Here is a 26664-nt window from a genome sequence, read left to right as displayed (position 1 = left end):
ACCCTATCTTCGCCGCTTCAAAAATAGTTCTTGATTCAATGATTAGTAGAAGAAACATAAGGGTGAAAGTGATGCAAACCCTTTATGCATATAACACCAGTCTGGACACTGACAAACCTCTTGATCCTCAAAAAACCCTCAAACAACATTTTAACCAAACCCGGTCACTCGTTACGTACATAATATTCTTTTTGACCGAAGTAGCACGCTACGCAGAAAAAGACGCGTATAAAAAATCACACAAATACGTTCCTACCGAAAAAGACCTGAACGTTAATACTAAATTAGCTGGTAGTAATCTGTTATGGCAGATACTGGATTTGAACGATGTCAAAATTGCATTTAAGAACGAAAAGCCAGAACAGGTTACAGATGAAGAATTGGTAAAAAAGATATATATACAACTTACGGCTTCTCAGCAGTATGCACATTATATAAACATACACCAGCAAAACCTACAGGAAGACAGAAAAATATTTGAATATATTTTCAATGATCTGATGCTCGATAACGAAATTTTTATTTCTCACATTGAAGAGGTATTTAGCAACTGGAATGATGATGGAGATATGATTGCACAAAGCACAGCTGCTTTTATAAGAAAGCCGCAATCGCTTAATTTTCACCAAATTATTAGCACAGACAAAGAACTGTTCGCTATAAATCTTTTGAAAACAGTTGTAGATAAAGAAGATTATTTGCTTTCGCTTATAAAGCCTAAATTAAAAAACTGGGATTCTGAACGTATTGCATTGCTGGATATGGTGTTGATGAAAATGGGAGTTTGTGAATTTTTGTATTTCGACACTATTCCGCCAAAAGTTACTATTAACGAATATATTGATCTGGCCAAAGATTATAGCACAGCGCAAAGCGGCCATTTTGTTAACGGAATTTTAGATAATATACATAAAGAACTGGTTCAGGACGGAAAACTTAAGAAAAAGGATTTTCGAAAAGCCTGATTTCTAATGAATATTTTTCTTTCGCTTTAAATATTCTTATACTTTCGTGCCATCATTTAAAAATTAGTCAATTATATGAAATGAACATAAAAAGTAATTAAGCTAATTTTCTACCAAAGTAATAATTATTTTCTATGTGATTCCATCTGACCAATAAAACAATAAAAAATAAACAGATGAAGCGTTTAGTACTTATTATTTCCGTAGCTGCAAGCCTGGCGGCGTGTAATAGCAGTGATAGTAACAGCGAAAACAAAATACCGGATGGCCCTTTAACCGATTCTTTAAAACAGGTTGCATTAAAAGATTCTTCCAACTTTACAACAATTGCCTGGGCCGATTCAACTTTTAAAGATCTGGGAGATGTGAAAAAGGGGCAAGTGGTGGAAATTCCATTTGTTGTAAAAAATACGGGTGATAAACCTTTGATCATTTCAAGTGTACAGCCAGGTTGCGGATGTACTGTTGCAGAAAAACCAGAGCAACCTATTCTTCCAGGTAAGGAAGAAAAAATCGTTGCTAAATTCAATAGTGAAGGGCAAAGTGAAGGTTCGCATACAAAAACAGTGATTGTTACCGGAAACACAAAACCTTTTACACAACACACATTAAGTTTTAAAGTAAACGTGACTAAATAGTTTTTAAGCAAAATAAAAATACATAATGACGAATTACATTTTACAAGCATCAGGCGGCGGGAACTCATTCCAATTGATCTTTTTAGTAGGAATGATCTTAGTGTTCTGGCTGTTCTTTATCCGCCCTCAAGCTAAGAAAGCTAAAAACCAAAAGAAATTTATTGAAGATTTACAGAAGGGTGATAAAATTGTTACCATCGCCGGTATTCACGGAAAAATTCAGCAGGTTAATGAAGATGGCACATTAAGCATCGAGGTTAGTCCGGGCAATTATATCAAAATAGAAAAATCTGCAATAAGTATGGATTGGACTGCGCAGATTAATAAACCAGCAGCACCTGCAAAATAGTTGACGGTTTAAAAGACGACAGTTTACAGCTTGAACTTTAAACTTCCAAAATGTTAAGAATAGGCCTCACAGGAGGTATTGGCAGTGGTAAAACAACCATTGCCAATATTTTTTCTACATTAGGCATTCCTGTATACGATGCTGATAATGCTGCCAAAAAGCTGATGAATGAGAATGAAACTATCAGGCAGCAGCTAATAGCGCATTTTGGAAAAGAAACTTATAAGAACGATCAGCTTGACCGCAGTTTTTTGGCTTCGCTTGTTTTTAACAACGAGCAAAAGCTAAAGGAGATCAACGCCATTATACATCCTGCAACTATACAGGATTCAATTGATTGGTTTGCCCAGCAAAACGTTTCATATGCCATTAAAGAGGCTGCCATAATTTTCGAAAGCGGCAGCGAAAAACATCTTGACTACGTGATTGGAGTTTGGGCAGAAGAAAACTTACGCATAGAAAGAGTTATGAAACGCGGGGGCTAACAGAAGAAGAAATAAAAGCCCGTATGAAAAAACAAATGGATGAAAAGCAAAAAATGGACAGGTGTAACTTCATAATTGACAACAACGGAAAAGTATCAGTGTTGGAACAGGTTTTTGAATTACACCAAAAATTGCTAAAATTGGCCGGCCATTGATTCTTAAAAGATTCTATCTTCGTAACACCAATGCCTCTAACTTCAATAATAACCGTTAATTACAACCAGCCTGCTGTAACAATCGATTTTTTAAAATCGGTTAAGCGTTTTACTGATGTTAATGAAGTTGAATTAATCCTGGTAGACAATGCTCCCAATGAAAACCGGATGAAAGATTTCATTACAGCATATCCGGATCTCATTTATATTCATTCTTCAAAAAACCTGGGCTATGCTGGCGGTAACAATCTTGGCATTAGAAATGCAAAAGGGTATTATATTTTGCTTCTTAATAACGACACGGAGATAACGCCCGGTTTTTTATCGGCAATGGTAAATGAAATGGAGCATAACCGTCACATTGGGTTACTTTCTCCGTTAATCAAATATTACGAAAGTAAAAAGACCATTCAGTACGCTGGATTTACTGAGATGAACTACATAACAGCCCGTAACACCGGTATTGGCGCACGGGAAGAAGATAAAGGACAATATAGCAATGACAGCAGAGAAACGGGTTTTTGCCATGGCGCAGCTGTAATGTGCAGAAGAACCGATCTTGACAAGGCGGGGCTAATGGATGAAAATTATTTTTTGTACTATGAAGAGCTTGACTGGTGCGAGAAATTCAAACGAATTGGAAAAAAATATGGTTTACCGGTAAAGCAGTCATCTATCACAAAGAGTCGATCAGCGTTGGGAAAGCAAGCCCGATAAAATCTTTTTCATGACCCGCAACCGGATGCTATACATAAGAAAAAATACAGGGGTCGGGAAAACAGCTTTGTTTTCTGTTTACTACACATTAGTTGCTACACCTAAGCAATTGTTTACGCATTTAAAGAACGGCAGAACAGATTTGGCAGCGCAAACAATCAAGGGCCTTTGGTGGAATTTTACTCACTCATCCAACAGCAGTTCGCTGGGCTATAAAATATTATGATAGCATTATTCTGGATCAGCCTTTTCATTGTTTTTTATGCCTTCGCAGGCTATGGTATTTTTTATATCTCATCATAAAATTAAAAAGGATTGCAGGAAAGAAACGTGAAAGCTTAGAACTAGACACGAACAATTTGCCAACTGTTGCTTTACTTATAGCAGCATACAATGAAGAAGATTATATTGAAGAAAAAATACAAAATTGTCTTGAGTTGGATTATCCAACAGAACGATTCGATATTGTTTTTGTAACTGATGGATCGAACGATACTACACCTCAAAAAATACAAAAGTACACACAAGTAAAGCTATTTCATAAAGATGAACGCTCCGGGAAAATGGCAGCCATTAAACGTGTGTTGCCCGAATTGAGCAATGATATTATAGTTTTTACCGATGCCAATACCTTCCTCAATAAAGAAGCGATCAAAGAACTGGTAAAGCATTATCAAAATCCCAAAGTTGGCGCTGTGGCAGGCGAAAAGAAAATAATGGTAGAAGAAACTGCTGACGCAAGTTCGGCAGGTGAAGGATTTTACTGGAAGTATGAATCAGCTTTGAAGAAATGGGATTATGAATTATACAGTAATGTAGGTGCAGCTGGTGAGTTATTTAGCATAAGAAAAAGTCTTTATCAACCCGTTGAAGCTGACACAATCATTGATGATCACATGATCGCAATGCGCATTGCGGAAAAAGGATATATAATAGCTTACGAGCCCGCTGCATATGCTATGGAAACTGCATCCGCCAACTCAAAAGAAGAGTTAAAGCGAAAAATAAGAATTGCCGCAGGCGGCATTCAGTCCATATTCAGATTGAAAAAGGCTGCCAATCCTTTTCACAACCCGGTTTTGACATTTCAGTATATCAGCCATCGCGTGCTGCGATGGACAGTTACTCCTTTCTTAATGATATTAGTTTTTCTGCTGAATATATTCATTGTTTTAAATTATGATGCTCCTATATATAAGCTTTTACTGGTAGCACAAATCCTGTTTTATGGGCTGAGCATTATGGGGTATTTTTTTGAACAACGCAATGTTAAAATCAAAGCTTTTTTCATCCCTTATTATTTCTGCATGATGAATTACGCAGTAATTGCAGGTATATCCAGGTATTTTAAAAAAGCGCAAAGCGCTGCCTGGGAAAAATCAAAAAGAAAGTAGTCACAAACCATTTACAGCTTCCGCAGGCAGTTCAAACAATACAGCTTGCTTTTCCTCGGTATAGCAAACACTACATAAATAATCTTTTTCAATTTCAAAGCTTTCCAGTTTTAGCTTTAATGGAGAATGCTTACTAACGAAAGCTACATCAACACCTTTGCTTATATCTATTTCTTTCAAATCATCTACCAGCCCCAATCCTAACGCTTTTAACAAGGCTTCTTTTCCTGTCCATAATTTATAAAAAGTAAAAAGCGAATGCTTTGATTCTTTAAAAAGATTTAACTCATTGTCAGAAAAAACTGTTTCAGCTAAATCGGCAACACCAATGTCTTTAACTTCTTCAATGTCTACTCCAATAGGCTCATTGGCAAATGCCACCACTACCCTATTTCCTGAATGACTGATATTGAAATGAGGAAAGTCAATGTTTTTTTCAGTACAAGAAGCAATAGGTTTTTTATTATCTCCAGGCAATATAGAAATATTTGAAATACTTAAATCAAGATACTTAGCCAGCACAAATTTGGCAATTGCTCTACCCATTAAAAACCGTAGCGCATCTTCCTCTTTTCTAAACCGATTCGCCTTTAACCGTTCCTCATCTGTAGCCCATTGGCAATAGCTTGTAACATCCAAGTCGACAATGTTGCAACTATACAGATGCACTTCGCTTTTCAGTGCGTCTAATCGTCCCTTCCAGGGTATGTCTGTTCCGCTACTTATCAAGATTATATATTTTACCCGAGGCAATTTACATTAAACCAAGCAGTAGTTAAAGCGATGGTATTATAAACCTGAACAAAACTTCTGTGCTAATCCTGTAGGGCCTATTTTTGCTTAGATGCTTAACTTGAAACATATATCGTTGTTACAATTTAAAAATTATACTAATAAAATTTTTGAGTTTAACAAAAATGTTATCGGCATTTGCGGTAACAATGGTGTGGGTAAAACTAACATTCTGGATGCGGTGCATTACCTGTGTTTTACGAAAAGTTATTTCAGTAAATCAGATGCAGTCAATGTGCAGCAGGGCGCAATGGGTTTTCGAATTGAGGGCAGATTTTTAAAAAATGAATATGAAGAAACGGCTACATGCATTTTGCGCGAAAACAGCAAAAAGAATTTTTAATAAATGGTGATGCTTATGAAAAATTCTCCCAGCATATAGGCCGATACCCTTGCGTGGTTATTGCGCCGGATGATGCTATTTTAATTACCGGCGGCAGCGAAGAACGTCGCAGCTTTTTAGATGCATTATTGTCACAGATAAATACCGATTATTTGCAAAATCTGATTTTGTACAATAAAATCATACAACAACGTAATTCCCTGTTAAAGGCAGCCGCTGATTCAGGAAAGATAGATGAAGCATTACTTGAGATACTTACCGGCCAGCTTATAAAGCCGGGCAATTTTATTTCTGAAAAAAGAAGCCAGTTTTTAGTATCGTTCTTACCTAAAGTAAAAAGGCTTTATACTGAAATTGCTCAAAAAGAAGAAGACCTTTCCATTTTATATGATAGCCGCTTGCTAGAAACACCTTTTGAGGAGTTATTGGCAGCCAGCCAACAAAAGGATAAGCTGCTACAACGCACAACCACAGGCATTCATCGCGATGATATTGTGTTACAACTCAACAATCAACCATTTAAAAATATAGCATCTCAAGGACAAAGAAAAAGCCTTCTTTTTGCATTAAAACTTACAGAGCTCGAAGTTATTAATGCAGAAAAGAAGATGATACCGCTCTTATTGTTAGATGATGTTTTCGAAAAATTAGATGAAGAAAGGATCAGCAATCTGCTTCAAAAGGTTTGTATTGAAAATAATGGCCAGGTTTTTATCACCGATACCAACAAAGAAAGGCTTGAAACACATCTTAATCAAATAAAAGCTGATTATGAATTGATATCTTTGTGAGCCGGGAAAAGTTTACAGGTTGACAAGGATTTACAAAATTCGTACATCAAATAATTTTATGGCACAATATTCCATCGGAGAAGCGTTACAAGAATTTTTAAAGAAAAGCCGTATCCGTGGCGATATTCAGGCGTTGGAAATTGATGCTGCCTGGGAAAAAATTATGGGTAAGACGGTGGCACGATATACTGACAAACTTCATATCATTGGCGACAAACTGTTTGTTTATACCACGGTTGCTCCTTTAAGGCACGAATTGATTTATCAAAAAGAAAAGATCATTGAAAGGGTTAATGAAGCCTTGGGCGGCAAAGTGATTAAGGAAGTGATTGTGAAGTAGTGAATGGTGAATGGTGAATAGTGATTAAAAGTTCAGCATGCTCATTTCCTAATTCATCATTATCTGCTTGACTATTGACCACTGACTATTGACCACTGACTATTGCCTACCTCCTAACCCGCGGATCAAAAACGCCGTACAACACATCAGCCATAATGTTCATAAAAACAAAGAAAGTAGCTGAAATGAGCACAGAGCCCATCACTACCGGATAGTCTAGTTTTTCCAAAGCATCAACCGTTACTTTTCCTATCCCCTGCCAGCCGAAAATATACTCGACAAAAAAAGCGCCTGCTAATAATTCAGCAAACCATCCTGTAATAGCCGTGATCACAGGGTTCAGCGCATTCTTCAATCCATGGCGCCATATCACTTTATTTTTACTTAATCCTTTTGCATAAGCGGTGCGTATATAATCCTGATCCAGTACGTCCAACATGGCACTTCGCGTAAGTTGTGTGATAATTGCTAACGGCCTTATTCCTAAAGTGATGGCAGGCAATATCAAATTCTTAAAACTAAAGATCCGCTTTCCCGTTACTTCATCAATATCAAACCAGTTACCGCTTATCTGTAACCCTGTGTAATCAGTTAATACAAAACCGAACAAATAAGCGATGATAATACCCATAAAAAAAGACGGTGCAGAGATCCCCACAATACTAGAAAAAATGGCACTCGTATCTAACCAGGTATTTTGTTTTACAGCTGCAATAACACCCAGCGGAATGCCAACAAATACGGCTATAAGCATAGCGGCTATTGTCAACATGATAGTACCGGGTAAGGCTTGCATCAAAATGCTCCCTACTTCTCTTTTGCTTTGATATGATTTTCTCAGATAAGGAACCTTAATGGAAAACTTTGTATCACCTCCAATAAATATTCCTTTCAATTGTTTATCCGCAATATCTTCTTTGGAATGAATAGCAATCGGCGAAACATCATTTACATATAATACAAACTGTTTCCACTTGGGTTGATCCAGATATAGCTCTTTACGTATATTTTCCTGGGTTTTAGCGTCGCCGGTTTGTCCCATTACAAGCCTTGAAGGATCCCCAAAGCCTTGAAATAAAAAAATACTAACACAACAACACCTGCTAAAACAAGTATACTGTAGAAAATTTTATTTATGATGTAGTGAAACATTCAGGTTTCCAATTTCGGGTTTCAAGTTTCCAGTATAGAAATAAACTTAGCATTTACAATTTTAATTGCTACCGGTAACCTATATATCGATTTCATCAAAATTCTTATAACTCCACTTGCCAGCGATCGTTCCTTTCCGTAAAATATACAATGTCGGATTTGTACGTGCTGCCATCCTGATCATCGTATTGTCACCATTTAGCAATTCGATATTCTTAAATGATGTTGTGCCTATTGCTTGTTTCAAAGCTGTGGCAGCACTTGTAACAATATAAACCGGCACATTCTTTTTCCGGGCCTTCTCAACAATTTCAGAAAACTCTTCCTGCCATTTTGTAATAGGCGTATTAGCGTTTTCTGCAAACAATAAAAGCACTTCATCTTTGCTTAGAATTTCTTGTGTCAAATCATTACCCTCCATATCAGTTAGGCCGAAAGCTTTTATAGGCGGCTCGTTATTTATACCTGGTCGTATCACTTTATCATATCTGCTAACAAATTTGTAAGTGCTGTCGTTAAAATCAGTCGGAAAAGTTTCAGCAGTAAACTCTACATTTTTACCGTCTTTTTCATATACAAATGTTATTACAGTGCTGTCGGGTATCGCGTTTGCAGGCATCATCATTTGCTGTGGAATATTGTTCCCTTTTTTAAACGGAAGGCAATCTGCCAAAGGCAAATACTTTAATGTGTACCATTGCGAAGCAAAACTGAATATGGTAATAAGAAGTAATAAAACAGCAACAACACCTTTTGCAAATAGCGGCTTAATATATTTTGTATTAAAGAAGATCAGCAAAATCAGTAATAGCAATACAATATCTTTTATAAAAGAAGTTTTAGCGGTGATAGGTAAACAATCCCCAAAACAACCGCAGTTTTTAAACTTACCGGATAAGTAAGCATAACCCGTTAAGAACGTAAAGAACACAATAAGCAATAATAGCAACCATGCTATTGTTTTTATGCGCCAACCAATAGCAGCGCGGCTCCGGCAATAATTTCAAACGCAATCATCAGTACAGAAAGCGTTAAAGCAATGCCGTCTAACGCGCTCATGCCCCATACCAAAAAGAACTCCTGCATTTTGTAGCTCAATCCAATCGGATCGTTTGCCTTCACCAATCCGGAAAAAATAAAAAGTACTCCTACAATAATACGTGCAATATTTACAATTATTTTCATCCGTACATTTTTTTGTTTGCAGCTTTGCTGCGATTTTTTTGTCGGATGGAACTACGCCTATACATTCTTCTGCTTGAGAAAAACCTACCATGCTTCGTTTCATCCGTTTTTTATTTACCTGCTTCGCTATCTAAAATCAGCGCAAAAACAGAATAGTTAATTATATCATGATAATTTGCATCTATGCCTTCACTTACAATTGTTTTTCCATCATTGTGCAATATCTGGCGAATGCGAAAAAGTTTCATCAATATCAAATCAGTAAGTCCTTCCTGACTCATGCTACGCCAGGCTTCACCATAATCATGGTTTTTATTTTGCATTAATTGTTTGGTTTCCGCAATATGCTTTTCATAAAACGCTTTAACCTCTTCCTCCGGCACATCCCAGGATGCATCAGGCGGCAATTCTAGTTGAATTAACCCGATCACAGCATAATTGATCATTCCTTTAAATTCTCCAACAATATCATCTTCTATCATTTGTTGCTGCTTCTCCTGTATGGTTCTTATTCGCTGCGCTTTTATATAAATCTGATCCACAATCGAAATCGTGCGAAGCACACGCCACGCCGTACCATAATCTTTATTCTTCTTAAAAAAAGCGTTTTGCAGTTATCAATTACTGCATCATATTGTTCATTTGTCTTCATTGTCTGAACCTGGATTTATACGATTTATTTGATTTTAATGATTTTTTGTTTTTCACCAAATGAACATTACTCATCAGTCTTTCCGCCAACTGGCGGATCGCTTGTGCTGTTGTGCATATATCATCCTGCATATTCTTCGCAATTGTCTGAACCATAATTTATATGATTATTAGATTAACAGGATTATATCTATTATATCTATTATATCTATTTTCTCCCTAATCCTCAAATTTCAATAGATCCAGGTTCAGACATTATCACCTTATCACATCAGCTAATTGGCTAATTCCCCTATCTTCATCCTTCAAAAATAACAAACAAATATTTGATGTTTACACTTAATTGCAAAGGACGTTTACTAACAATTGATCAACCCATTGTGATGGGTATTTTAAACATCAATGCCGATTCTTTTTATGCAGCAAGCCGTTATGAAAGCAATGATATGCTGTTAAAAGCAGCCGAACGCACTATGCTTATAGAAGGAGCAACAATCCTGGATATTGGCGGCCAAAGCACAAGACCCGGAAGTGAACTTATAAATGAGGAAACAGAACTATCGCGCGTTATACCTGCGATTGAGATAATCTGCAAAAATTTCCCCGAAGCATTAATATCTCTTGATACTTATTATAGCAATGTTGCCCGCGAAGGAGTAGCTGCAGGCGCATCCATCATTAACGATATAAGCGCTGGCGAAATGGACGACTCTTTTTTGGATACAGTAGCATCGTTAAATGTGCCTTACGTATTAATGCACATGCAAGGAACGCCACAAAACATGCAACAAAATCCCGCTTATGAAAATGTAACAAAAGAAGTGTTGGATTTTTTTATAAAAAAAATCAGCATCCTTCATAGCAAAGGAATAAAAGATATCATAATCGATCCCGGGTTTGGTTTTGGAAAAACACATGCACAAAACTTTACTTTACTTAAAAATCTGAATGCTTTTAAAATACTTGAGCACCCTATTTTGCTGGGTGTTAGCAGAAAAGGGACGATTTATAAAACACTGGGAACTGATGCTAAAAATGCTTTAAATGGCACAACAGTTTTAAATACGATTGGCCTGCAAAATGGTGCATCTATTTTAAGGGTTCATGATGTAAAAGAGGCAATGGAAGCCATTAAGCTGGTTAACGCAGTAAATTAGTTGGCGGATGATCGTTGACAGATGATAGCAATAAACATCCCGTTTGAGTCCTATTCTTTGCAATTCGAATAAATAATTGCAGCTACAAACTGTCAACCGTCATCTCCCAACTGTCATTTATTAATGCTTTAAAACCTCTGGCATAAAGTTTTTACTCTGCTCAATAGCACATTATTTGTTCTGTAATTTCCTGCGCCGATGTATCGAAATCAATATCGAGCGGTTCTTTAAAAGTAACTGTTAATAAAGTTCCTTTCTTTCTAAGCGTTACACCGGTTTTATTAAAGGCTTTAGAAAAACCACTTATAACAACAGGAATTACGATTGGCTTATGATGTTTGATAATTAAAGCTGTTCCTTTGCGAGCCGGGGCATAAGGTGTAGTTGTTCCCTGAGGAAAAGTAATAATCCAGTTATTTTTTAACGATCGTTCAATTTTTCTGGTATCGCTGGGATCCAGGCCTGAACGTTGTTCTTTACTGCTCTCGTTCCAGGTACGGCGAACTGTTAATCCACCTGCTAATAAAAATAAGCGGCTCATCCAACTGCTCTTCATTGTTTGCTCGGCAGCCACATATTTTACCCGGGTATGAGGGTTAAAAAATAATAAGGTATTCCCAACTTATCTTTCTTACCCCACTTTATTGCTGAAAAAATATGAAACAGGGTAATTACATCTAAAAAGTAGGTTTGATGATTGCATACAAAAAGCACATTTGACTTAGGCAGCTTTCTGATATTCTCGGTACCACGTATTCGAAGCTTATTAATAATAGCAATTCCGGGGTAAGTGCATAACCCTACAATAAAGTGCACAAACTTTCTTACAAGATTTGTACTTTTCAGTCTATCTGTCAATCTTCCCATGAATGCTGGCAAAATAATAGTTTAAAATAACTAATTACTATTTTAATGACAATAATTTATTCAATATTTATTTTACGGTTTTTATACATCGCTGATTGCAACTGTTTTAAAATTTTAAGCGATGCTTTTTTTAGAGTAAGTTTATACTAAATGATGTCGTTATTTCATAACTTGGTTACATGAACGAACTGGATATTTTAAATAATAAACCATCTAAAAAAAACTCCTTTACCCTGTTAATTCAGAGTTAGAAGCCTACCTGGTGCGCCAGGGCCGGGAAGTTCGTTTGCCCGTATCGCACCGTGAACTGCTTAATTTTACATGGTCGGTACCCATTAAGGACGAATATGGCAATAGCACTTATTGGGAACAAGCTATTTATGATAAAAGAGAGTGGGATTATTTGCGTGAGGGACTTGTGAAGATTTACGCAGTGCTGAAAACAGAGGGCGATATGACCTTTGCTGATCAATTAGATGTTGCCCGCATCGATTATTGCTCTTTCGGCAATTCTCTTCCTTTTCGTATTCGCATTGTAAATAAATTCAATGCCAATTTTGATCATTATTATATCAAGATCACAGATGCATCGAGAATTTATGGCCTGGAACTAGAACACTTCCTATCACCCAACAGGCTTACATTTTATACCGACCGCGGTACATTGGTTGAAGAACATATACCTGGCCTGGCTGGCGATGTTTTCCTTGAACATTATCTAAACAAAGAAGAAACAAATAAAACCAGGCTGGCAAAAGAATTTGTGAAGTTTAATGAACGTTGCTTTGTACGCCTGCTTGGCATATGCGGGCTTATAACTTTGTAGTAGTAGCCACACCTGATATAGAAAGCTTTCAATATCGCATTCGCGCCATCGACTTTGACCAACAGTCTTACGAAGGCCGCAAGCATCTTTACCTGCCTCAATTTTTCAAAGAAAATAATTCTTTCGTAAAAACGGTAATCAACCAGTTAAATCCTGAATCGATTGAACAATACAAAGCGGAAGAGCGCTCCACGATGGCTTATCGGGTTGCTGTTACCAGGTTTAGATTAATGGAATTGCTGAATATTATGTCAAGAGATACGGTTGCTCCACTCGAAAAACAACAGTTATTAATAAGGCAATTAAATGAACACTTTAAAACCGAAGCATTTAACCGTTGCTATTCAATGGGACAAATTTTGAAACTTCATCTTAAATATATGCTACGTGGAAATTTAAAATTGATTCAGGAAAAAACAAGAAGCCTGGCAAAACGAACCAGCTTGCCCCCGTTAAATCCATAAAACCGCATTATGTTACAACTCAAACTAAGCTTGCTGCTTATCTTATTCATCAATTTAAATTTGCCGGCTCAAAAAGTAAAAGAACTTGATACTTTAGCGATAAAAAAGCTATTGCAGATAGTACATCTGGATCGGGCTATGATGATCTGGTTAAAAAATTTAAAGAAGCACCACAGTATCTATATCCTTATGAAGGAGCTATTATATATTATGGCAAATTGTTTACAAAAAGTTTCAATGCTTTCAAAGGCATATTTGATAGAAATGAGTTTGATAAGCTGGCAGCACAAAAAAGCATGATAAATTGATAATTGAAGGGGAACGATTGCTGAAAGATGATCCAGCTAACTTAAAAATATTGCTCCTACTCTTAGAAAGCTATACTCAAAAGCAAGATGCAGAAAAAACCAGAATTACAAAGGCGAAATTAGATCTTTTGATACAGGCAATTTTAATGCATGGAGACGGCACTTCTGATTCCGCCACTTTAAAGGTGGCTAGTGTTGAGGACGAATATGCCGCACTAAACATGCTGGGTATTATGCCCAAAACAAGGAAATCAAGAACAAACACAAACTCGGTTACAGATGTCTGGAAGATCAAAAAGCAAAATCATTTCCCCGGAGAGGAATTTTTTGTAGAAGTTTTATATCCCTTTTAATGAGATCTTAACGTTAGACAGTAACCTGATCGTGTATTTATCACATATTATTATTATCTTAGCGAGCCTTTCTAAAGGCATTATTCTATTATTAAAAACAATTTAAGGACAAACAATGAGCAAGTACACAGCCGGCGTATTACACGGCAAGGAGCTTGAAGCTCTTTACAACGATGCTAAAGACAATAATTTCGCCCTTCCTGCGGTAAACGTGGTAGGAACTGATAGTGTGAACGCTGTTTTGGAAACAGCTGCGAAAGTAAATTCGCCTGTGATGATTCAGTTTAGTAACGGTGGCGCACAGTTTTTTGCAGGAAAAGGTATGCCGAATAAAAATTTAGAGGCAAACATATATGGTGCCGTAAGCGGTGCGCTTCATGTACACACAGTAGCAAAATATTACGGCGTACCGGTTGTTTTGCATACGGACCATGCTGCAAAAAAATGGTTACCGTGGATTAGTGCCCTGATCGATGAAGGAGAAAAATTCTATAAAGAAAAAGGCCAGCCTTTATTTAGCTCACACATGCTTGATTTAAGCGAAGAACCCATTGAAGAAAACATTGCAACTTCAGTTGAATTTTTCAAACGCATGGCGCCATTGGGTATGAGCATTGAGATTGAACTGGGTGTTACCGGCGGTGAAGAAGATGGCGTTGACAACACCGATGTTGACAATTCTAAATTATATACACAACCTGAAGAGGTAGCTTATGCTTACGAAAAGCTGAAGGAAGTAAGCAACATGTTTACCGTTGCAGCTGCATTTGGTAATGTACATGGTGTTTACAAACCAGGTAATGTTCAATTGACTCCTGTTATTTTGGATAACAGCCAGAAATACATTGCTGAAAAATTCAAAACAGATAGCAATAAGCCTGTTTATTTTGTATTCCATGGTGGTAGCGGCTCTGAGCAAAGCCAGATTCGCGAAGCACTTGGGTATGGAGCTATCAAAATGAACCTTGACACAGATATGCAGTGGGCATTTGCTGAAGGTGTATTTGATTACTATAAAAAGAACGAAGCTTATTTGCAAGGCCAGTTAGGAAATCCTGAAGGAGATGACAAACCCAACAAAAAATACTACGATCCTCGCGTATGGTTACGCAAAGGAGAAGAGACTTTTGTAAAGCGTCTGGAAACAGCTTTTGAAGATCTGAACTGTATTGGCAAAAACGCCTAAGAAATAAAAAACCCCGCAATGCGGGGTTTTTTAATATAATTTTTGCTAAGAAATTTTACAGTGAATTGCTGTCATCTCCTTTGCCTTCCAACACTTTAACCTCAACAGGAACAAGCCCTTTGCTGGTTTTTGCTATTTTGGTAAATGCGGATTTACTTAAATCCACTCTTCCTTTAATATGCGGAGCCATTCTGTCATTTACAACAACTTGAACACTTTTACCTGTTTTCTTATTGGTAACCAGCAGGCGCGTACCTAATTTATAAATATTAGAAGCCGCTGTTAAAAGATAGTCCCTGTAAATATCACCCGTAGCCGTTTTACGACCGTTAAATTTGCTGTGATAATACGATGCTTTTTGCGAAGAATTTGTTTGCGAAAAGCCATCAGTATAAATAAAGAGGAAAGCTAAAAATAAAACTAACCATTTCTTCATGTGAGATATTTTAGTTAAACAATAAACGCAGAAAATCATACTTTATTTTATTGCGCCTTTTATAACGTTATTTTACTTACATGCAAAATACGGCTGCAAAGGTAGGTTGAAACCTCTTTAGCAAATGTTAAAATCAATGACAATATGACCCAGAATATTCATAATTTATTGAAAATCAATATGACGATATAACAATACAATTATTTATGAGCCGAGCTTCAAAATATATAGCATCTTCGTTGCGTCGCACTCGTTATCGTTCCTATCATATTTCATCCTATTTATTCGCGGTAAAAGACACTCTTTAGAACTAGCAGATTCGCCTTACACGATCACTCCTTCTAAATCATAGTCATAAGCCTTTTCAATACGAACATTATAAAATTCGCCGATCTTAAGTTTTTGTTCGCTCGTTATTATCACTTCATTATCTACTTCCACGCTGTCAAATTCGGTTCGCCCAATATAACGTCCGGCTTCTTTTTTATCGATAAGCGTTTTAAAAACTTTTCCTATTTTCTCCTGGTTCAATTCGTAAGAAATCTCTTGCTGATGCTCCATAATTTCCTGCGCCCGGCGTTCTTTTTCTTCTTGCGGAACATCATCTTCAAATTGATAGGCACCCGTATTTTCTTCATGAGAATAAGTGAAAACTCCTACCCTGTCAAAACGATGTTTATCTAAAAACGCTTTCAGTTCATCAATATCATCCTGTGTTTCTCCGGGGAAACCAGCAATTAAAGTTGTGCGCAAACAAATGCCCGGCACTTTCTCGCGAATGGTCGCGATCAATTCATCCATATCCGCCTGAGTAATTTGCCTCTTCATGGCGTTCAACATCCGGTCTGATGCGTGCTGCAAAGGAATATCAAGGTAATTACAAATATTATCGCGCTCGCGTATTACATCTAAAATCTCTAACGGAAATTTAGTTGGGTACGCATAATGCAACCTAATCCATTCCAATCCTTTTACATCAGCCAGGCGATGTAAAAGTTCGGGCAGCATACGTTTTTTGTAAATATCCAAACCATAATAAGTCAGTTCCTGCGCAATCAACATCACTTCTTTAACGCCCATACGCACTAACTTTTCCGCTTCCAAAACAAGTTCGTCAATTGGCTTGCTTACGTGTTTTCCGCGCATTAATGGAATTGCACAAAAAGTGCAGGTACGATTACAACCTTCTGATATTTTTAAATAGGCATAATGTTTTGGCGTAGCCAAAAATCGTTCACCAATCAATTCCGTTTTATAATCCGCTTCAAACTGCTTTAAAATGGAAGGCAGTTCCATTGTTCCAAAAAAGCATCTACCTCCGGTATTTCTTCCTCCAAATTATTTTTATAACGCTCGCTCAAGCAGCCGGTTACATATACTTTGTCCAAACGGCCACGTCTCTTTAACTCCACCTGTTCCAGAATGGTATTAATACTTTCTTCTTTGGCCTTATCAATAAATCCACAGGTGTTTACCACAACAATATTATGATCGCGTTTTGCATTTTCGTGAACAACGTCAATATCGTTTGCACGCAATTGGCCGCTCAGCACTTCGCTGTCCACCATGTTTTTACTACAGCCAAGTGTAATAATGTTAACCTTATCCTTCTTTAGAGTTTTCGCTTTCAATGAGAGTTTTTTTGAAATAAGCTGCAAAGGTACGTTTTGAAAAGTAAACTCAGTTTTATACTCAACAAGGTATAAAATTGTGAGGTGTATTTAAAGGTCGAAGGCCTGATTTATATTGTAACTCCGGAATTTATTCCGGAGAAAAAGATTATCTATGAAAAATGAAGAGCCGTAGGCTCGGGCTATAAAAAATGTTTCGAGCCTACGGCTCTCAACAAACATTATGTTCTATCTCTCCGGAATAAATTCCGAGACTACAAAACCAGATCGAAGCTACGCTTCTTAAACACATTGACCCAACACCAGCTTTACGATATTCCACTCAGCGCAAAATGATTTATTCACGATTTTATCCCCTGCGAAGTATCTATTGAAATATTTTGCCAGCTCAAAACCCTGTATTTACTGCGTTTTTGATTTTCAGCCCCTCCATAAACCAAGGTTTTACTAACATTATTCGGACTTGCTGTTTTCTCAAATTTATCGAGGTTCTTAAATGTTTCCTGAGTAATCGTTTGCGTGGCTTTTATTTCTATCGCAGCAAATCCATCTTCCGTAGCTAAAAGGAGATCAATTTCGTTTGCATTACTATCCTGCCAAAAATAAAATTCTTCATGCAGATACTGATGATTGTTCTTTTTGAAAAACTCAGCAACCACCATGTTTTCAAATATATTTCCTTTAAGCCTGTTCGTCGTCATCGCCTTTGCCGTTTTTATTTTAAGCAGATGACACAACAACCCCGTATCATAAAAGTAAAGTTTCGGTGTTTTTATCAGGCGCTTATTAAAATTTTCATGATAAGGTTGTAATAAAAAAACGATATAACTACTTTCTAAAATAGACAACCAGCTTTTGGCCGTAGGTTGCGAAATATTACAATCATTGGCCAAAGCGCTTAAGTTTAATAGCTGCCCACACTGATGTGCACAAAGCCCAATAAAAGTTCTAAATGTTTTGACATCATGAATATTTAAAAGCTCAGTTACGTCTTTCTCTACATAGGTTTGAATATAATTGCTATAAAAAACTGATGAGTTGATATCACGATCAAAAATAGCGGGGTAAAATCCTTTTACACAAGCGCTGGCAAATTCACTTTCAAGCCATCCTGCTGTTTTCAATTCATCCATATCAAATGGTAATAATTTAAACAAAGCCACTCTGCCGGAAAGGCTTTGAGTAATATTTTGGGCCAAATGAAAATTTTGTGATCCTGATAAAATATATTGCCCCATTTTATTAGCGGCATCAACACGGCTTTGTAAATAAGAAAACAACTCTGGCACACGCTGCACTTCATCTAATATTACTTTATTATCATATTCGTTCAAAAAACTATTCGGATCCGAATCTGCATACGATCTTATATCCGGATTTTCAAGAGAAACATATCGGTAATCCTTGAAAATGCTTTTTAATAAAGTTGTTTTGCCCGACTGCCTGGGGCCTGTAACTGCTACAATAGGATACTTTTTTTATACGCCTTAATAGCCGATATAATATCTCTTTGAATCAAAATTATACATTCTTATGACTCAAAAATACAATATTTGTTTTGAAATTACATAATTTTTATTTTGAAATTACATAAAAAATATTTTGAAATTACACAAAATATGTCTCGATTTTATTGCAGTATTTAATCCAAAAGCCGGAGACAGAAAAGTACTGCTCCGGCTTTGAAAGATATTTTATTAAAGTCTATTTTTCCCAATTAGGATTTTGATCCAGATTTGGATTTAACTGCCTTTCTTGTACCGGTATCGGGTTCAGATAATCGCGGGCTTCGTTAAACTTTTTTGTTATTTGCGGATTTATTAAAATCAGCCCCCACTTGTGTTGCCTTCTAATAAAATTTCACTGCCCAACTTCAGATATTGCGGCCCTTTTTCCGTTGGCTTAGTTCCGGTGTAAATATATACGTCTGTATCGCCATCGCCATCCAGGTCATAAGGCCCAACACCCGCAAAATACATTCCTTTAAACTGCTCGGTATATAAATGCCCTTCTTTCCAGCGCATCAGATCATTTCTTCTAAAACTTTCCATAACCAATTCAATTCTTCTTTCGCGACGAATCTCAAGTATCACACCTTTGTTGGCTCCTGTAACGTTTACATATTGATCTGCAAGATAATCGTCCGGATCAGCATTTGCCGACACAAGGTTCATATTTGGCATAGCTACTCTATCGCGAAGCAATTTGATCGACTTATCTAAATCGGCCTGCGTAAGCGTACCCAACTCTGCTTTTGCCTCAGCAAAATTGAGCAACACTTCGGCATATCTCATAATTGGCATATCGTTGTAAGACCTGTTGTAAGAATCTTCCGTTGTTGAGGTAACAAATTTCACTAACTGATACCCGGTAATTGTTCCGGTAAAATCTGGCGGCAGTTCCGTAGTGCTGCCTATTCGTGTATAGCCCGGCGTGCGAATGGTTTGAGATAAGCGAGGATCTCTGTTTTGCACTTCTTCCACAAAAGGAATGGTATTATAATCCGGCTTATCAGTAAATCTGGATCCGTCTTTTAACAAATAACTATTTACTAATTTTTTCTCAAGACCTGGACGGCCATAAGAAGCGGTAATTGTATAATAGTTTACATTATGCCATATCTGCAAGTCGTTGCTAAATCTTCTAGTCAATATCACTTCCTCTTCTTTTGCACTCATCGATGAAAATAATTCCAAATAAGCCTTATCTGGTGTGCTGGTATAAATTGTATAAGTTTTGCTATCTATCAATTCTTCAGCAGCTTCCGCCGCTTCAGTTAAAAACTTATCAGCGCCAGGCAGATTAAATTCAGTATGATATTTTCTAAAGGCACCTTCAAACAAACATATCCTCGATTTATAAGCGAGCGCCGTCCACTTGGTCATTTTTTCTACACTTTCCAATGTGTTCATATTCTCGATAGCATAATCCAAGTCTGCTAGTATACTATCCATTACTAATGTACGCGGATCCCTCTTTTTATTTAGTAAAGAAGTGTCCTCAAAATCGATTACACTACCATACCACGGAACATCTCCAAAAGAAGAAACTTTATCAAAATAAAATATAGCTCTGAATAATCTGGCTACACCTGCATAATGCGCTGCTCCGGGAATTTCTACCCTTTTATAATTGGTTAAAAAATAATTGATATTTCTCAATGCGTCCCAGTTCCATCCGCCGCCAGACACCGGTACAACCCGATTGCCGGTAAGTAAATCACCTAAGCTGGTTTTTACTACATTGTCATCATCTTCATTATAAATGCCTTCTGCACTTGGCATTACTGAATAAAATGAATTCGTGTATAAGTCCAGATCTTTAGCAGTTCTAAAAAATTATCTGGACTAATTTCTGCAAGAGGTTCTCTATCTAAAAAGCCTTTTTTACAAGAGCTGAAAATAATAACGGCTGTAATTATAGATAATACAATATTTAGCTTCATAATCTAATTTTTTAATGAGTTAGAAAGAAAGGTCAAGGCCAAATGAAAACACTTTACTAATGGGGTAAACTCTTCCATTTACTTCAGCAGCAGCCTGCTCGGGATCGATGTAATCTGTTTCCAGCTTCGTTCTGGTGAAAATATTATCACCACTTACATAGATACGGCAGCGTGTAATTTTTGCTCGTGATAGTAAATTGGCAGGTAACGAATATCCTATTGTAAGATTCTTTAATCTTACATAAGCCAGATCTTGTAAATATTTATCATTGATTACGTTGAGTTCACCACCTCCATTTAGTGCTACATAACCTCTTAATTTAGGAAAGTAAGCATCAGGGTTTTCTTCGCTCCAAACTTTGTCAGGAAAATCTTCCGGAATGAAGGAATAATAAGGCCTTGAGTAAGGCCCCCAGAATTTATCTGAATTATTACCGGGATACCAGTTTTGTTTTCCGATGCCTTGTATAAAAGCTGATAAATCAAAGCCATTCCAATTAGCACCAAGATTAGCCCCATAAGTATAACGAGGTTGCTTGTTTCCAAGTTTTACCAAATCACCATGATCATCAAGTGTATTTTTTCCATTGTTAACAATGCCATCGCCATTTACATCTATGAATTTTATATCACCGGCTTGCAACTTAGACCAGTCGCCAGGCGCAGAAAGCCTTTGCTTATTAACAAAATCTTGGTTTACTGTTTTTTGGTATTCGGTAGCTTCGGCATCTGTCTTAAAATATCCGGCGATTCTGTAACCCCAGATCTCCCCTATTTCCTGTCCGACATAGTAGTTGTTTAATAAACCTTGTGGATTATCAAACCTTGTAATCTTTGCCTTATAGTCTGCTAATCCAATGCTGACACTATATCCAAAAGATTTTCCACCTAACTGACGGGTATCATTCCACCCAACTTGTAATTCCCATCCGCGAGTTTGCAAATCTCCAGCATTAGTTTTAGGCGAAGGAGCTCCATAGACCGCAGGGACTGTTTTTCCAGGAATCAACATACCTAATGTATTTCTGACATACCAATCATAAGTAAGGGTAAGCCTATTCTTCAATAAGCCCAGATCTATACCAATATCTGTCGATTGCGACCGTTCCCAACCAACGCTGCCAGATTCAACGTTTGAGTTAAGATTAGTAGGTATTGGAATTGGAGATGATAAGTATTGCGCACGTGCCCCTTCAAAGATATAACCTAAGGTACCAGTTCTTAGCAATTCCCTATAATAAACTGCAGCTTCCTGTTGGTTACCCAATGAACCGTAAGAAGCGCGAAGTTTAAGTTCGTTGACAACAGGCTTTATGCCTTGCCAAAAGTCTTCTTCACTAACCCGCCATCCACCAGATATAGAAGGGAACAAACCAAAACGGGTATGTTTAGGAAACCTTGATGATCCATCATAACGCCCGTTAAACTCCAACAAGTATTTTCCTTTATAATCGTAATTGAATCTTGCAAAATAGCCCATTAGAGCCCACTCATTTCCGTTGCCGTCTAAGGTAGGCTGCCCGGTACCCAAATTAAAGTCATTCAAATCAACAGAAAGCAAATCCGTATTTCTGCCGGTAATCTGCTTGAAGGTTTGAAGTTCCTGATTATAACCCAGCATCAGCTTAAAGTTGTGATCACTAAAGCTCTTCGCATAACTTCCATAAATATTCAAAGCATGATACTGTCTGTTGCTTACAAACTCATTAAGATAATCGTTCCCTACATAGCTTACAACGCCTGGAAAAATAGACCATGGCGAGGCTACACGCCGTTGCATGGTTGTAGTTGGATTAAACGTATAAGAATAATTAGCATTTATTTCCATTCCTTTCAGCGGCTTATAAGTAGCACCAACCATATTGATCAACTCAAATTCTTTTTCTTCTCCTTTCGACTTGCCGTATAAAAGATCCGCATAAATTCCATCGCCAATTGTATAATTATTTAGCTCTGTTCTGTAAGTAGCGGTACCATCGGGGTTTACCGGTACGTAAGAAGGTAAAGCATGTACTGTGATGGATACAAAATTGCTGTTATAGCCCCAACCTGGATAAGTATATTTATTAGTATTAAAGTAAGTATTGGTGTACAATTCTAACTTATCAGATATTCTTGCATTTATCTTCGCCCTGAAATTATAACTGTTGAAACGGTCCTGATTGATTTGCATCACACCATCCTTACTATACATTCTACCAGATATCAAGAAATCTATTTTTTCAGAACCGCCGTTAATACTGATTGTATGTTCGCGTGAAGGCTGCCAATCTCGAAACATTACATCCCACCAATCTGTGCTTCCGTAGTATACATATTGATCCTTTCCATTTCGATTACTAATAACAACGTCAGGTAAAGATTTATCCGTTTGCCGCTTCTTTAATTCTTCATAATCTTCTTCAGTATAACGTGTGTAAGTGTTTCCTGTAGCTCTTAAAAACGCTTCATCATTAAGCATTGCAGAAGTGTATCCATCTGTTATAAAATCTGTATTCGTTGTAAGTCCGGCCCACCCGTAATTATTAGAATAGTTAATGGTCATTTTTCCTCGTTTAGCCTTTTTGGTAGTAACGAGTATTACACCAAAAGAGCCACGTGCTCCGTAAATAGCAGCTGATGCAGCATCTTTCAGTACAGATATATTTTCAACATCACGAGGATTAATATTATTAAGATTACCGGGCACTCCGTCAATAAGAATAAGAGGACTGCCACCACCATTGATAGATGTATTACCGCGTATATTAATCCCACCTTCCGTTCCCGGCCGCCCGTCTCCAAAGGTGATATTAACATTGGGTACAGCGCCTTGCAAAGCCTGTGTAATATTGGCTACAGGCCTGTCTTCAAGCACTTCACCACTTACCTGTGCAACAGCACCGGTTAAGTTCACCTTACGTTGTGTACCATAACCTACTACAATAACCTCATCCATCGCTTCATTTTTCTTTGTCAACTTTGCATCATAAATGCTTTCTGCTGTTACAATTAGGGTAAAGTCATTATAGCCAATCATAGTTATTAGCAGAGAATCTCCCACGGCAGCATCGATTGCAAATGCACCTTGATTTGTGCTAAGCGCAGATTGGTTTCTGACCATATTAAAAACTGTAGCTCCTGCAATGGGAAGCGACTGATCGTCTTTAATAGTGCCATTAATTTTCTTTAACTCGTTCTGAGCATTTGCAGCGAACGCCGCAAAAAGTAGAATACATAGAATTCCTTTCATCATGGTTTAGTTTTTATGTGAAGAATAGATCACGAAACGGGCGTGATTGCTACATTATCTGTCAGAAGTTTTCCGAAGCGCGGCGAAAATAATAGCAGAAGCCGGAGTTTTTTTGTTGTAAACATGAATTAACCAATCGATAATAAAAGGCTAATAAAAACTTAACGGCAAATGATTGGCAAACACGTAACCCTTGCCAATACTGAGTCGTATAGATTTAGAATTATCTCAATCTATTACAAAAACATATCATCTCATCTTTGTAAGGGCAAACATCTACGTGATCAGTAGGGCTTTATAATTTTTCACTGTACGCCGATGTGCAAGCAACCTATTAAATATGGCTTATAATTTTTTTATTTTCGTGGCTTGACAATAGCAATCTTATTTTTACCGTTAAAACCATGCCAATATTTACCAACCGTTATATGTCTTACTGATGAGTGAATCTTATCAAATAGAATGAAGTAGAAATGATCGACAACCAACAGTCTCCATTCTACTCCAGCAATCTATCCATTAATCAAGAGCTTACTAAAGAAAAAAATCTTAAGCATTCCTGATGTATTAAATAATAATCTTGGAAATACTTTTTATCCAATATCAAAGGAAATATATCAAGTATACATTTAAAGAAGCCGAAGAAATAATCCGAAATAAAGTAAACTTAAGCAAAGCATGTATCGTTTCCTGCGGACTTAGTGCTGAAGGCCATCTTACTTTAAGATACCCTGACAGTTACTTTAATGTAAGTCAATATTGTTTTTATGCTGAACTGGATTTAATTTCCGAAAATTTGGAAACCCAGGTTACTGAATGCATTTTAGATTAGCTACTTAATAATTACGATTGCAAATTAAACAAGCTATCTACAAATTCATGCTTATCAAAAACTAAAAGATCCGTTGCTTTTTCGCCAACGCCAATAAACTTTACAGGAATTTTAAATTGATCGGCAATAGCCAGCACCACGCCGCCTTTAGCCGTTCCGTCTAATTTTGTGATGGCCATGGCGGTAACATCGGTAGCGGCGGTAAAATGTTTGGCTTGTTCCAAAGCATTTTGCCCGGTAGAACCATCAAGCACTAACAAAACTTCATGCGGCGCATCGGGAATGAATTTTTGGATCACTCTTTTAATTTTATTGAGTTCATCCATTAAATGTGCTTTATTGTGCAAGCGTCCGGCGGTGTCAATCAAAACAACATCGCTGTTTCGGCTTACGGCACTTTGAGCCGTATCAAAAGCAACAGCAGCCGGATCGCTGCCCATTGGTTGTTTTACAATTGGAACACCAACGCGCTCGCTCCATATGGTGAGCTGATCAACTGCAGCTGCACGAAAAGTATCCGCAGCGCCCAACAATACTGACTTGCCGGCATTTTTAAAATTATGAGCCAGCTTGCCAATCGTTGTTGTTTTACCAACTCCATTTACACCCACAACCAAAATGATATATGGCTTAGCAGGCATTTCACTGTCAAAAGTATAACTGGTCGATTCTGGCGCATCCACCAAAATTTTCTCCACTTCTTCTTTTAGTATTTGGTTCAGCTCTCCTGTGCCCATGTATTTATCTCTCGCCACTCTTTCCTCAATTCGATTGATAATGCGTACAGTGGTCTCTACGCCTACATCAGCGCTCACTAAGGCTTCTTCCAGGTTATCCAACACTTCCTCATCAACAGTGCTTTTCCCTGCAATCGCTTTACTGATCTTACTTAAAAAACCTTCCTTGGTTTTTTGCAAGCCCTGATCGAGCGTCTCTTTCTCTTTTTTACCAAATATCTTTTTTAAAAACTCATTCTTCTGAATATTGAATGTTGAATATTAAATGCTGAATTTAGTGCTTTGCCGAGGGTAAACTTTGCGTTCTTTGTTTGCGAAGAACAAGCCTCATTCTTTGCGCACTTTGTGTGAAATAAAAGCGGCTTCAAACAACAAAAGCCATCCGCAGTTTACGAATAGCTTTGCTAATATTATTGTGAAGCCAAAATTACTTTTGAGCTAAGAAATCTTTTACTTTCTCTTTGTGAACAATTTGCTCTTTAAAAGTATAAGCACCTGTTTTAGGACTGCGCACCGCACGGATCACTTTAGTCCAGTTCTTACTTTCTGCTGCTGCTTTGGCGTCTTTTACCTTCGCATTTTTTGAAGCTGCTTTTGCCATTGTATTATAATTTGAAATTTTAAATTTGAGATTTCAAATCTCAAATCAATAATTATTTAATTTCTTTATGAACAGTCACTTTCTTTAAGATCGGGTTGAGCTTTTTCAACTCTAATCTTTCAGGATTGTTCTTTTTGTTTTTTACGGTAATATAACGGCTTGTACCAGGCATCCCGCTGGTTTTGTGCTCGGTGCACTCCAATATTACCTGAACTCTGTTGCCTTTCGATTTCTTTGCCATGGTATAATGCTTTTAAAAAATTAGATTTTTTCGCCCTTCGCGCGCAGTTCTTTTACTACAGAGTACAGGCCGTTTTTATTAATGGTGCGGATAGCGTCAGTAGATAATTTCAATGTAATCCATTTATCTTCCTCAACAAGGTAAAACTTCTTCTTCTGTAAATTTGGTAAAAATCTACGCTTAGTTTTAATGTTAGAGTGCGATACCTTATTCCCTCCTATCGGCGTTTTACCTGTAACCTGACATACTCTTGCCATAATAATTTTTTTAGGACTGCAAAGGTAAGTGAATTTTATCATAAACTCCATCACTTTTTTATAGATTTTTTTGACTCAGCTGAACAACATAACTGATCGATCTTGCGACGCTCCGTTCAACAGTAGAATATGTG

The 26664-nt window shown here is 37.2% G+C and carries 29 protein-coding genes and 2 pseudogenes; 14 read left to right on the top strand and 17 right to left on the bottom strand.

Going from position 1 to position 26664, the window contains the following annotated elements:
- The first annotated feature begins 38 nt into the window (after positions 1-38).
- From nusB to MKP09_RS07385, 6 genes are all read left to right on the top strand, one after another.
- On the top strand, positions 39-965 hold the full coding sequence (gene nusB / locus MKP09_RS07410; protein ID WP_240827114.1) for a transcription antitermination factor NusB: 927 nt from the start codon (positions 39-41) through the stop codon (positions 963-965).
- Between the two features lie 176 nt (positions 966-1141).
- Complete coding sequence (locus MKP09_RS07405) at positions 1142-1603, top strand: DUF1573 domain-containing protein (protein ID WP_240827113.1); 462 nt, start codon at positions 1142-1144, stop codon at positions 1601-1603.
- Between the two features lie 25 nt (positions 1604-1628).
- On the top strand, positions 1629-1952 hold the full coding sequence (gene yajC, locus MKP09_RS07400; protein WP_240827112.1) for a preprotein translocase subunit YajC: 324 nt from the start codon (positions 1629-1631) through the stop codon (positions 1950-1952).
- Positions 1953-2002: 50 nt separating this feature from the next.
- Entirely contained in the window at positions 2003-2437 is a 435-nt protein-coding gene (coaE, locus tag MKP09_RS07395) for a dephospho-CoA kinase (RefSeq protein WP_240827111.1), read from the top strand.
- A gap of 185 nt (positions 2438-2622) precedes the next feature.
- Entirely contained in the window at positions 2623-3309 is a 687-nt protein-coding gene (locus MKP09_RS07390; RefSeq protein ID WP_240827110.1) for a glycosyltransferase family 2 protein, read from the top strand.
- Positions 3310-3668: 359 nt separating this feature from the next.
- On the top strand, positions 3669-4703 hold the full coding sequence (locus MKP09_RS07385) for a glycosyltransferase family 2 protein (protein ID WP_240827109.1): 1035 nt from the start codon (positions 3669-3671) through the stop codon (positions 4701-4703).
- On the opposite strand, the gene MKP09_RS07380 is transcribed toward MKP09_RS07385, so the two are convergent.
- Positions 4704-5432, bottom strand: coding sequence for a 4'-phosphopantetheinyl transferase family protein (locus MKP09_RS07380; protein ID WP_240827108.1), 729 nt, complete (start codon positions 5430-5432; stop codon positions 4704-4706). It lies immediately after the preceding gene.
- 139 nt (positions 5433-5571) lie between these two features.
- Here MKP09_RS07380 and MKP09_RS07375 point away from each other — a divergent pair, with 139 nt between their 5' ends.
- Genes MKP09_RS07375 through MKP09_RS07365 form a run of 3 tightly spaced genes read left to right on the top strand, consistent with a single transcriptional unit; the run spans position 5572 to position 6969 of the window.
- The gene (locus MKP09_RS07375; protein WP_240827107.1) at positions 5572-5838 is read left to right on the top strand and encodes an AAA family ATPase; all 267 of its coding nucleotides are present in this window, start codon (positions 5572-5574) and stop codon (positions 5836-5838) included.
- Positions 5802-6629, top strand: a complete 828-nt coding sequence (recF, locus tag MKP09_RS07370; RefSeq protein ID WP_240827106.1) for a DNA replication/repair protein RecF — start codon at positions 5802-5804, stop codon at positions 6627-6629. Before MKP09_RS07375 ends, recF begins: the two co-directional genes overlap by 37 nt.
- 58 nt (positions 6630-6687) lie before the next feature.
- Positions 6688-6969, top strand: coding sequence for a DciA family protein (locus MKP09_RS07365; protein WP_240827105.1), 282 nt, complete (start codon positions 6688-6690; stop codon positions 6967-6969).
- Positions 6970-7075: 106 nt separating this feature from the next.
- Here the strand turns inward: MKP09_RS07365 and MKP09_RS07360 are convergent, their stop codons facing one another.
- From MKP09_RS07360 to MKP09_RS07345, 3 genes and pseudogenes are all read right to left on the bottom strand, one after another.
- Positions 7076-8011 (bottom strand): ABC transporter permease, encoded by a 936-nt coding sequence (locus MKP09_RS07360; protein WP_240827104.1) that lies wholly within the window; start codon positions 8009-8011, stop codon positions 7076-7078.
- 189 nt (positions 8012-8200) lie between these two features.
- Positions 8201-9306, bottom strand: a pseudogene (locus MKP09_RS07355) (BT_3928 family protein).
- Between the two features lie 110 nt (positions 9307-9416).
- Entirely contained in the window at positions 9417-9848 is a 432-nt protein-coding gene (locus MKP09_RS07345) for a DUF1599 domain-containing protein (RefSeq protein ID WP_240827101.1), read from the bottom strand.
- A 438-nt stretch (positions 9849-10286) separates the two neighbouring features.
- Here MKP09_RS07345 and folP point away from each other — a divergent pair, with 438 nt between their 5' ends.
- Complete coding sequence (folP, locus tag MKP09_RS07340; protein WP_240827100.1) at positions 10287-11114, top strand: dihydropteroate synthase; 828 nt, start codon at positions 10287-10289, stop codon at positions 11112-11114.
- Positions 11115-11274: 160 nt separating this feature from the next.
- Here the strand turns inward: folP and MKP09_RS25635 are convergent, their stop codons facing one another.
- Together MKP09_RS25635 and MKP09_RS25630 are read right to left on the bottom strand one after the other, a co-directional pair.
- Positions 11275-11688, bottom strand: a complete 414-nt coding sequence (locus tag MKP09_RS25635; protein ID WP_317235188.1) for a lysophospholipid acyltransferase family protein — start codon at positions 11686-11688, stop codon at positions 11275-11277.
- Positions 11689-11693: 5 nt separating this feature from the next.
- On the bottom strand, positions 11694-11981 hold the full coding sequence (locus MKP09_RS25630) for a 1-acyl-sn-glycerol-3-phosphate acyltransferase (protein WP_262915149.1): 288 nt from the start codon (positions 11979-11981) through the stop codon (positions 11694-11696).
- 262 nt (positions 11982-12243) lie between these two features.
- Between MKP09_RS25630 and MKP09_RS07330 the strand changes: the two genes are divergently transcribed.
- From MKP09_RS07330 to fbaA, 4 genes and pseudogenes are all read left to right on the top strand, one after another.
- Positions 12244-12807: a hypothetical protein gene (locus tag MKP09_RS07330; RefSeq protein ID WP_240827099.1), complete on the top strand. Its 564-nt coding sequence runs from the start codon at positions 12244-12246 to the stop codon at positions 12805-12807.
- Positions 12786-13271 (top strand): hypothetical protein, encoded by a 486-nt coding sequence (locus MKP09_RS07325; protein WP_240827098.1) that lies wholly within the window; start codon positions 12786-12788, stop codon positions 13269-13271. The genes MKP09_RS07330 and MKP09_RS07325 overlap by 22 nt, the downstream gene beginning before the upstream one ends.
- A gap of 298 nt (positions 13272-13569) precedes the next feature.
- Positions 13570-13932, top strand: a pseudogene (locus MKP09_RS07320) (DUF4919 domain-containing protein); the annotation flags it as partial.
- A gap of 115 nt (positions 13933-14047) precedes the next feature.
- Positions 14048-15118: a class II fructose-bisphosphate aldolase gene (gene fbaA / locus MKP09_RS07315; RefSeq protein ID WP_240827096.1), complete on the top strand. Its 1071-nt coding sequence runs from the start codon at positions 14048-14050 to the stop codon at positions 15116-15118.
- A 55-nt stretch (positions 15119-15173) separates the two neighbouring features.
- Here the strand turns inward: fbaA and MKP09_RS07310 are convergent, their stop codons facing one another.
- The 11 genes from MKP09_RS07310 to rpmB all read right to left on the bottom strand — a co-directional run bounded on the left by MKP09_RS07310 (position 15174) and on the right by rpmB (position 26530).
- A complete protein-coding gene (locus MKP09_RS07310) occupies positions 15174-15554 on the bottom strand; it encodes a septal ring lytic transglycosylase RlpA family protein (RefSeq protein ID WP_240827095.1) in 381 nt (126 codons plus the stop codon).
- A 324-nt stretch (positions 15555-15878) separates the two neighbouring features.
- Entirely contained in the window at positions 15879-16850 is a 972-nt protein-coding gene (gene rimO, locus MKP09_RS07305) for a 30S ribosomal protein S12 methylthiotransferase RimO (RefSeq protein ID WP_240827094.1), read from the bottom strand.
- Entirely contained in the window at positions 16829-17185 is a 357-nt protein-coding gene (locus MKP09_RS07300) for a hypothetical protein (protein WP_240827093.1), read from the bottom strand. The genes rimO and MKP09_RS07300 overlap by 22 nt, the downstream gene beginning before the upstream one ends.
- 341 nt (positions 17186-17526) lie before the next feature.
- Positions 17527-18651, bottom strand: a complete 1125-nt coding sequence (locus MKP09_RS07295) for an ATP-binding protein (RefSeq protein ID WP_317235271.1) — start codon at positions 18649-18651, stop codon at positions 17527-17529.
- A gap of 238 nt (positions 18652-18889) precedes the next feature.
- Positions 18890-18952, bottom strand: a complete 63-nt coding sequence (locus tag MKP09_RS07290; protein WP_394801042.1) for a hypothetical protein — start codon at positions 18950-18952, stop codon at positions 18890-18892.
- A gap of 59 nt (positions 18953-19011) precedes the next feature.
- On the bottom strand, positions 19012-20469 hold the full coding sequence (locus MKP09_RS07285; RefSeq protein ID WP_240827092.1) for a RagB/SusD family nutrient uptake outer membrane protein: 1458 nt from the start codon (positions 20467-20469) through the stop codon (positions 19012-19014).
- A gap of 180 nt (positions 20470-20649) precedes the next feature.
- Positions 20650-23865 (bottom strand): SusC/RagA family TonB-linked outer membrane protein, encoded by a 3216-nt coding sequence (locus MKP09_RS07280; RefSeq protein WP_240827091.1) that lies wholly within the window; start codon positions 23863-23865, stop codon positions 20650-20652.
- Positions 23866-24705: 840 nt separating this feature from the next.
- Positions 24706-25611 carry a signal recognition particle-docking protein FtsY gene (gene ftsY, locus MKP09_RS07275; RefSeq protein WP_240827090.1) on the bottom strand — a complete coding sequence of 302 codons (906 nt, stop codon included), beginning with the start codon at positions 25609-25611 and terminating at the stop codon, positions 24706-24708.
- 247 nt (positions 25612-25858) lie between these two features.
- Positions 25859-26032, bottom strand: a complete 174-nt coding sequence (locus MKP09_RS07270) for a DUF4295 domain-containing protein (protein ID WP_240827089.1) — start codon at positions 26030-26032, stop codon at positions 25859-25861.
- Between the two features lie 52 nt (positions 26033-26084).
- Positions 26085-26273, bottom strand: coding sequence for a 50S ribosomal protein L33 (gene rpmG, locus MKP09_RS07265; RefSeq protein WP_240827088.1), 189 nt, complete (start codon positions 26271-26273; stop codon positions 26085-26087).
- Between the two features lie 20 nt (positions 26274-26293).
- The gene (rpmB, locus tag MKP09_RS07260; protein WP_240827087.1) at positions 26294-26530 is read right to left on the bottom strand and encodes a 50S ribosomal protein L28; all 237 of its coding nucleotides are present in this window, start codon (positions 26528-26530) and stop codon (positions 26294-26296) included.
- Between the last annotated feature and the right edge of the window lie 134 nt (positions 26531-26664).

Origin of the sequence: Paraniabella ginsengisoli, assembly GCF_022513635.1 — a bacterium.
In the GTDB taxonomy this organism is placed as follows: domain Bacteria; phylum Bacteroidota; class Bacteroidia; order Chitinophagales; family Chitinophagaceae; genus Niabella; species Niabella ginsengisoli.
Note: the sequence above shows the minus strand (reverse complement) of the source record. Positions and strands in the feature narration are given on the sequence as shown.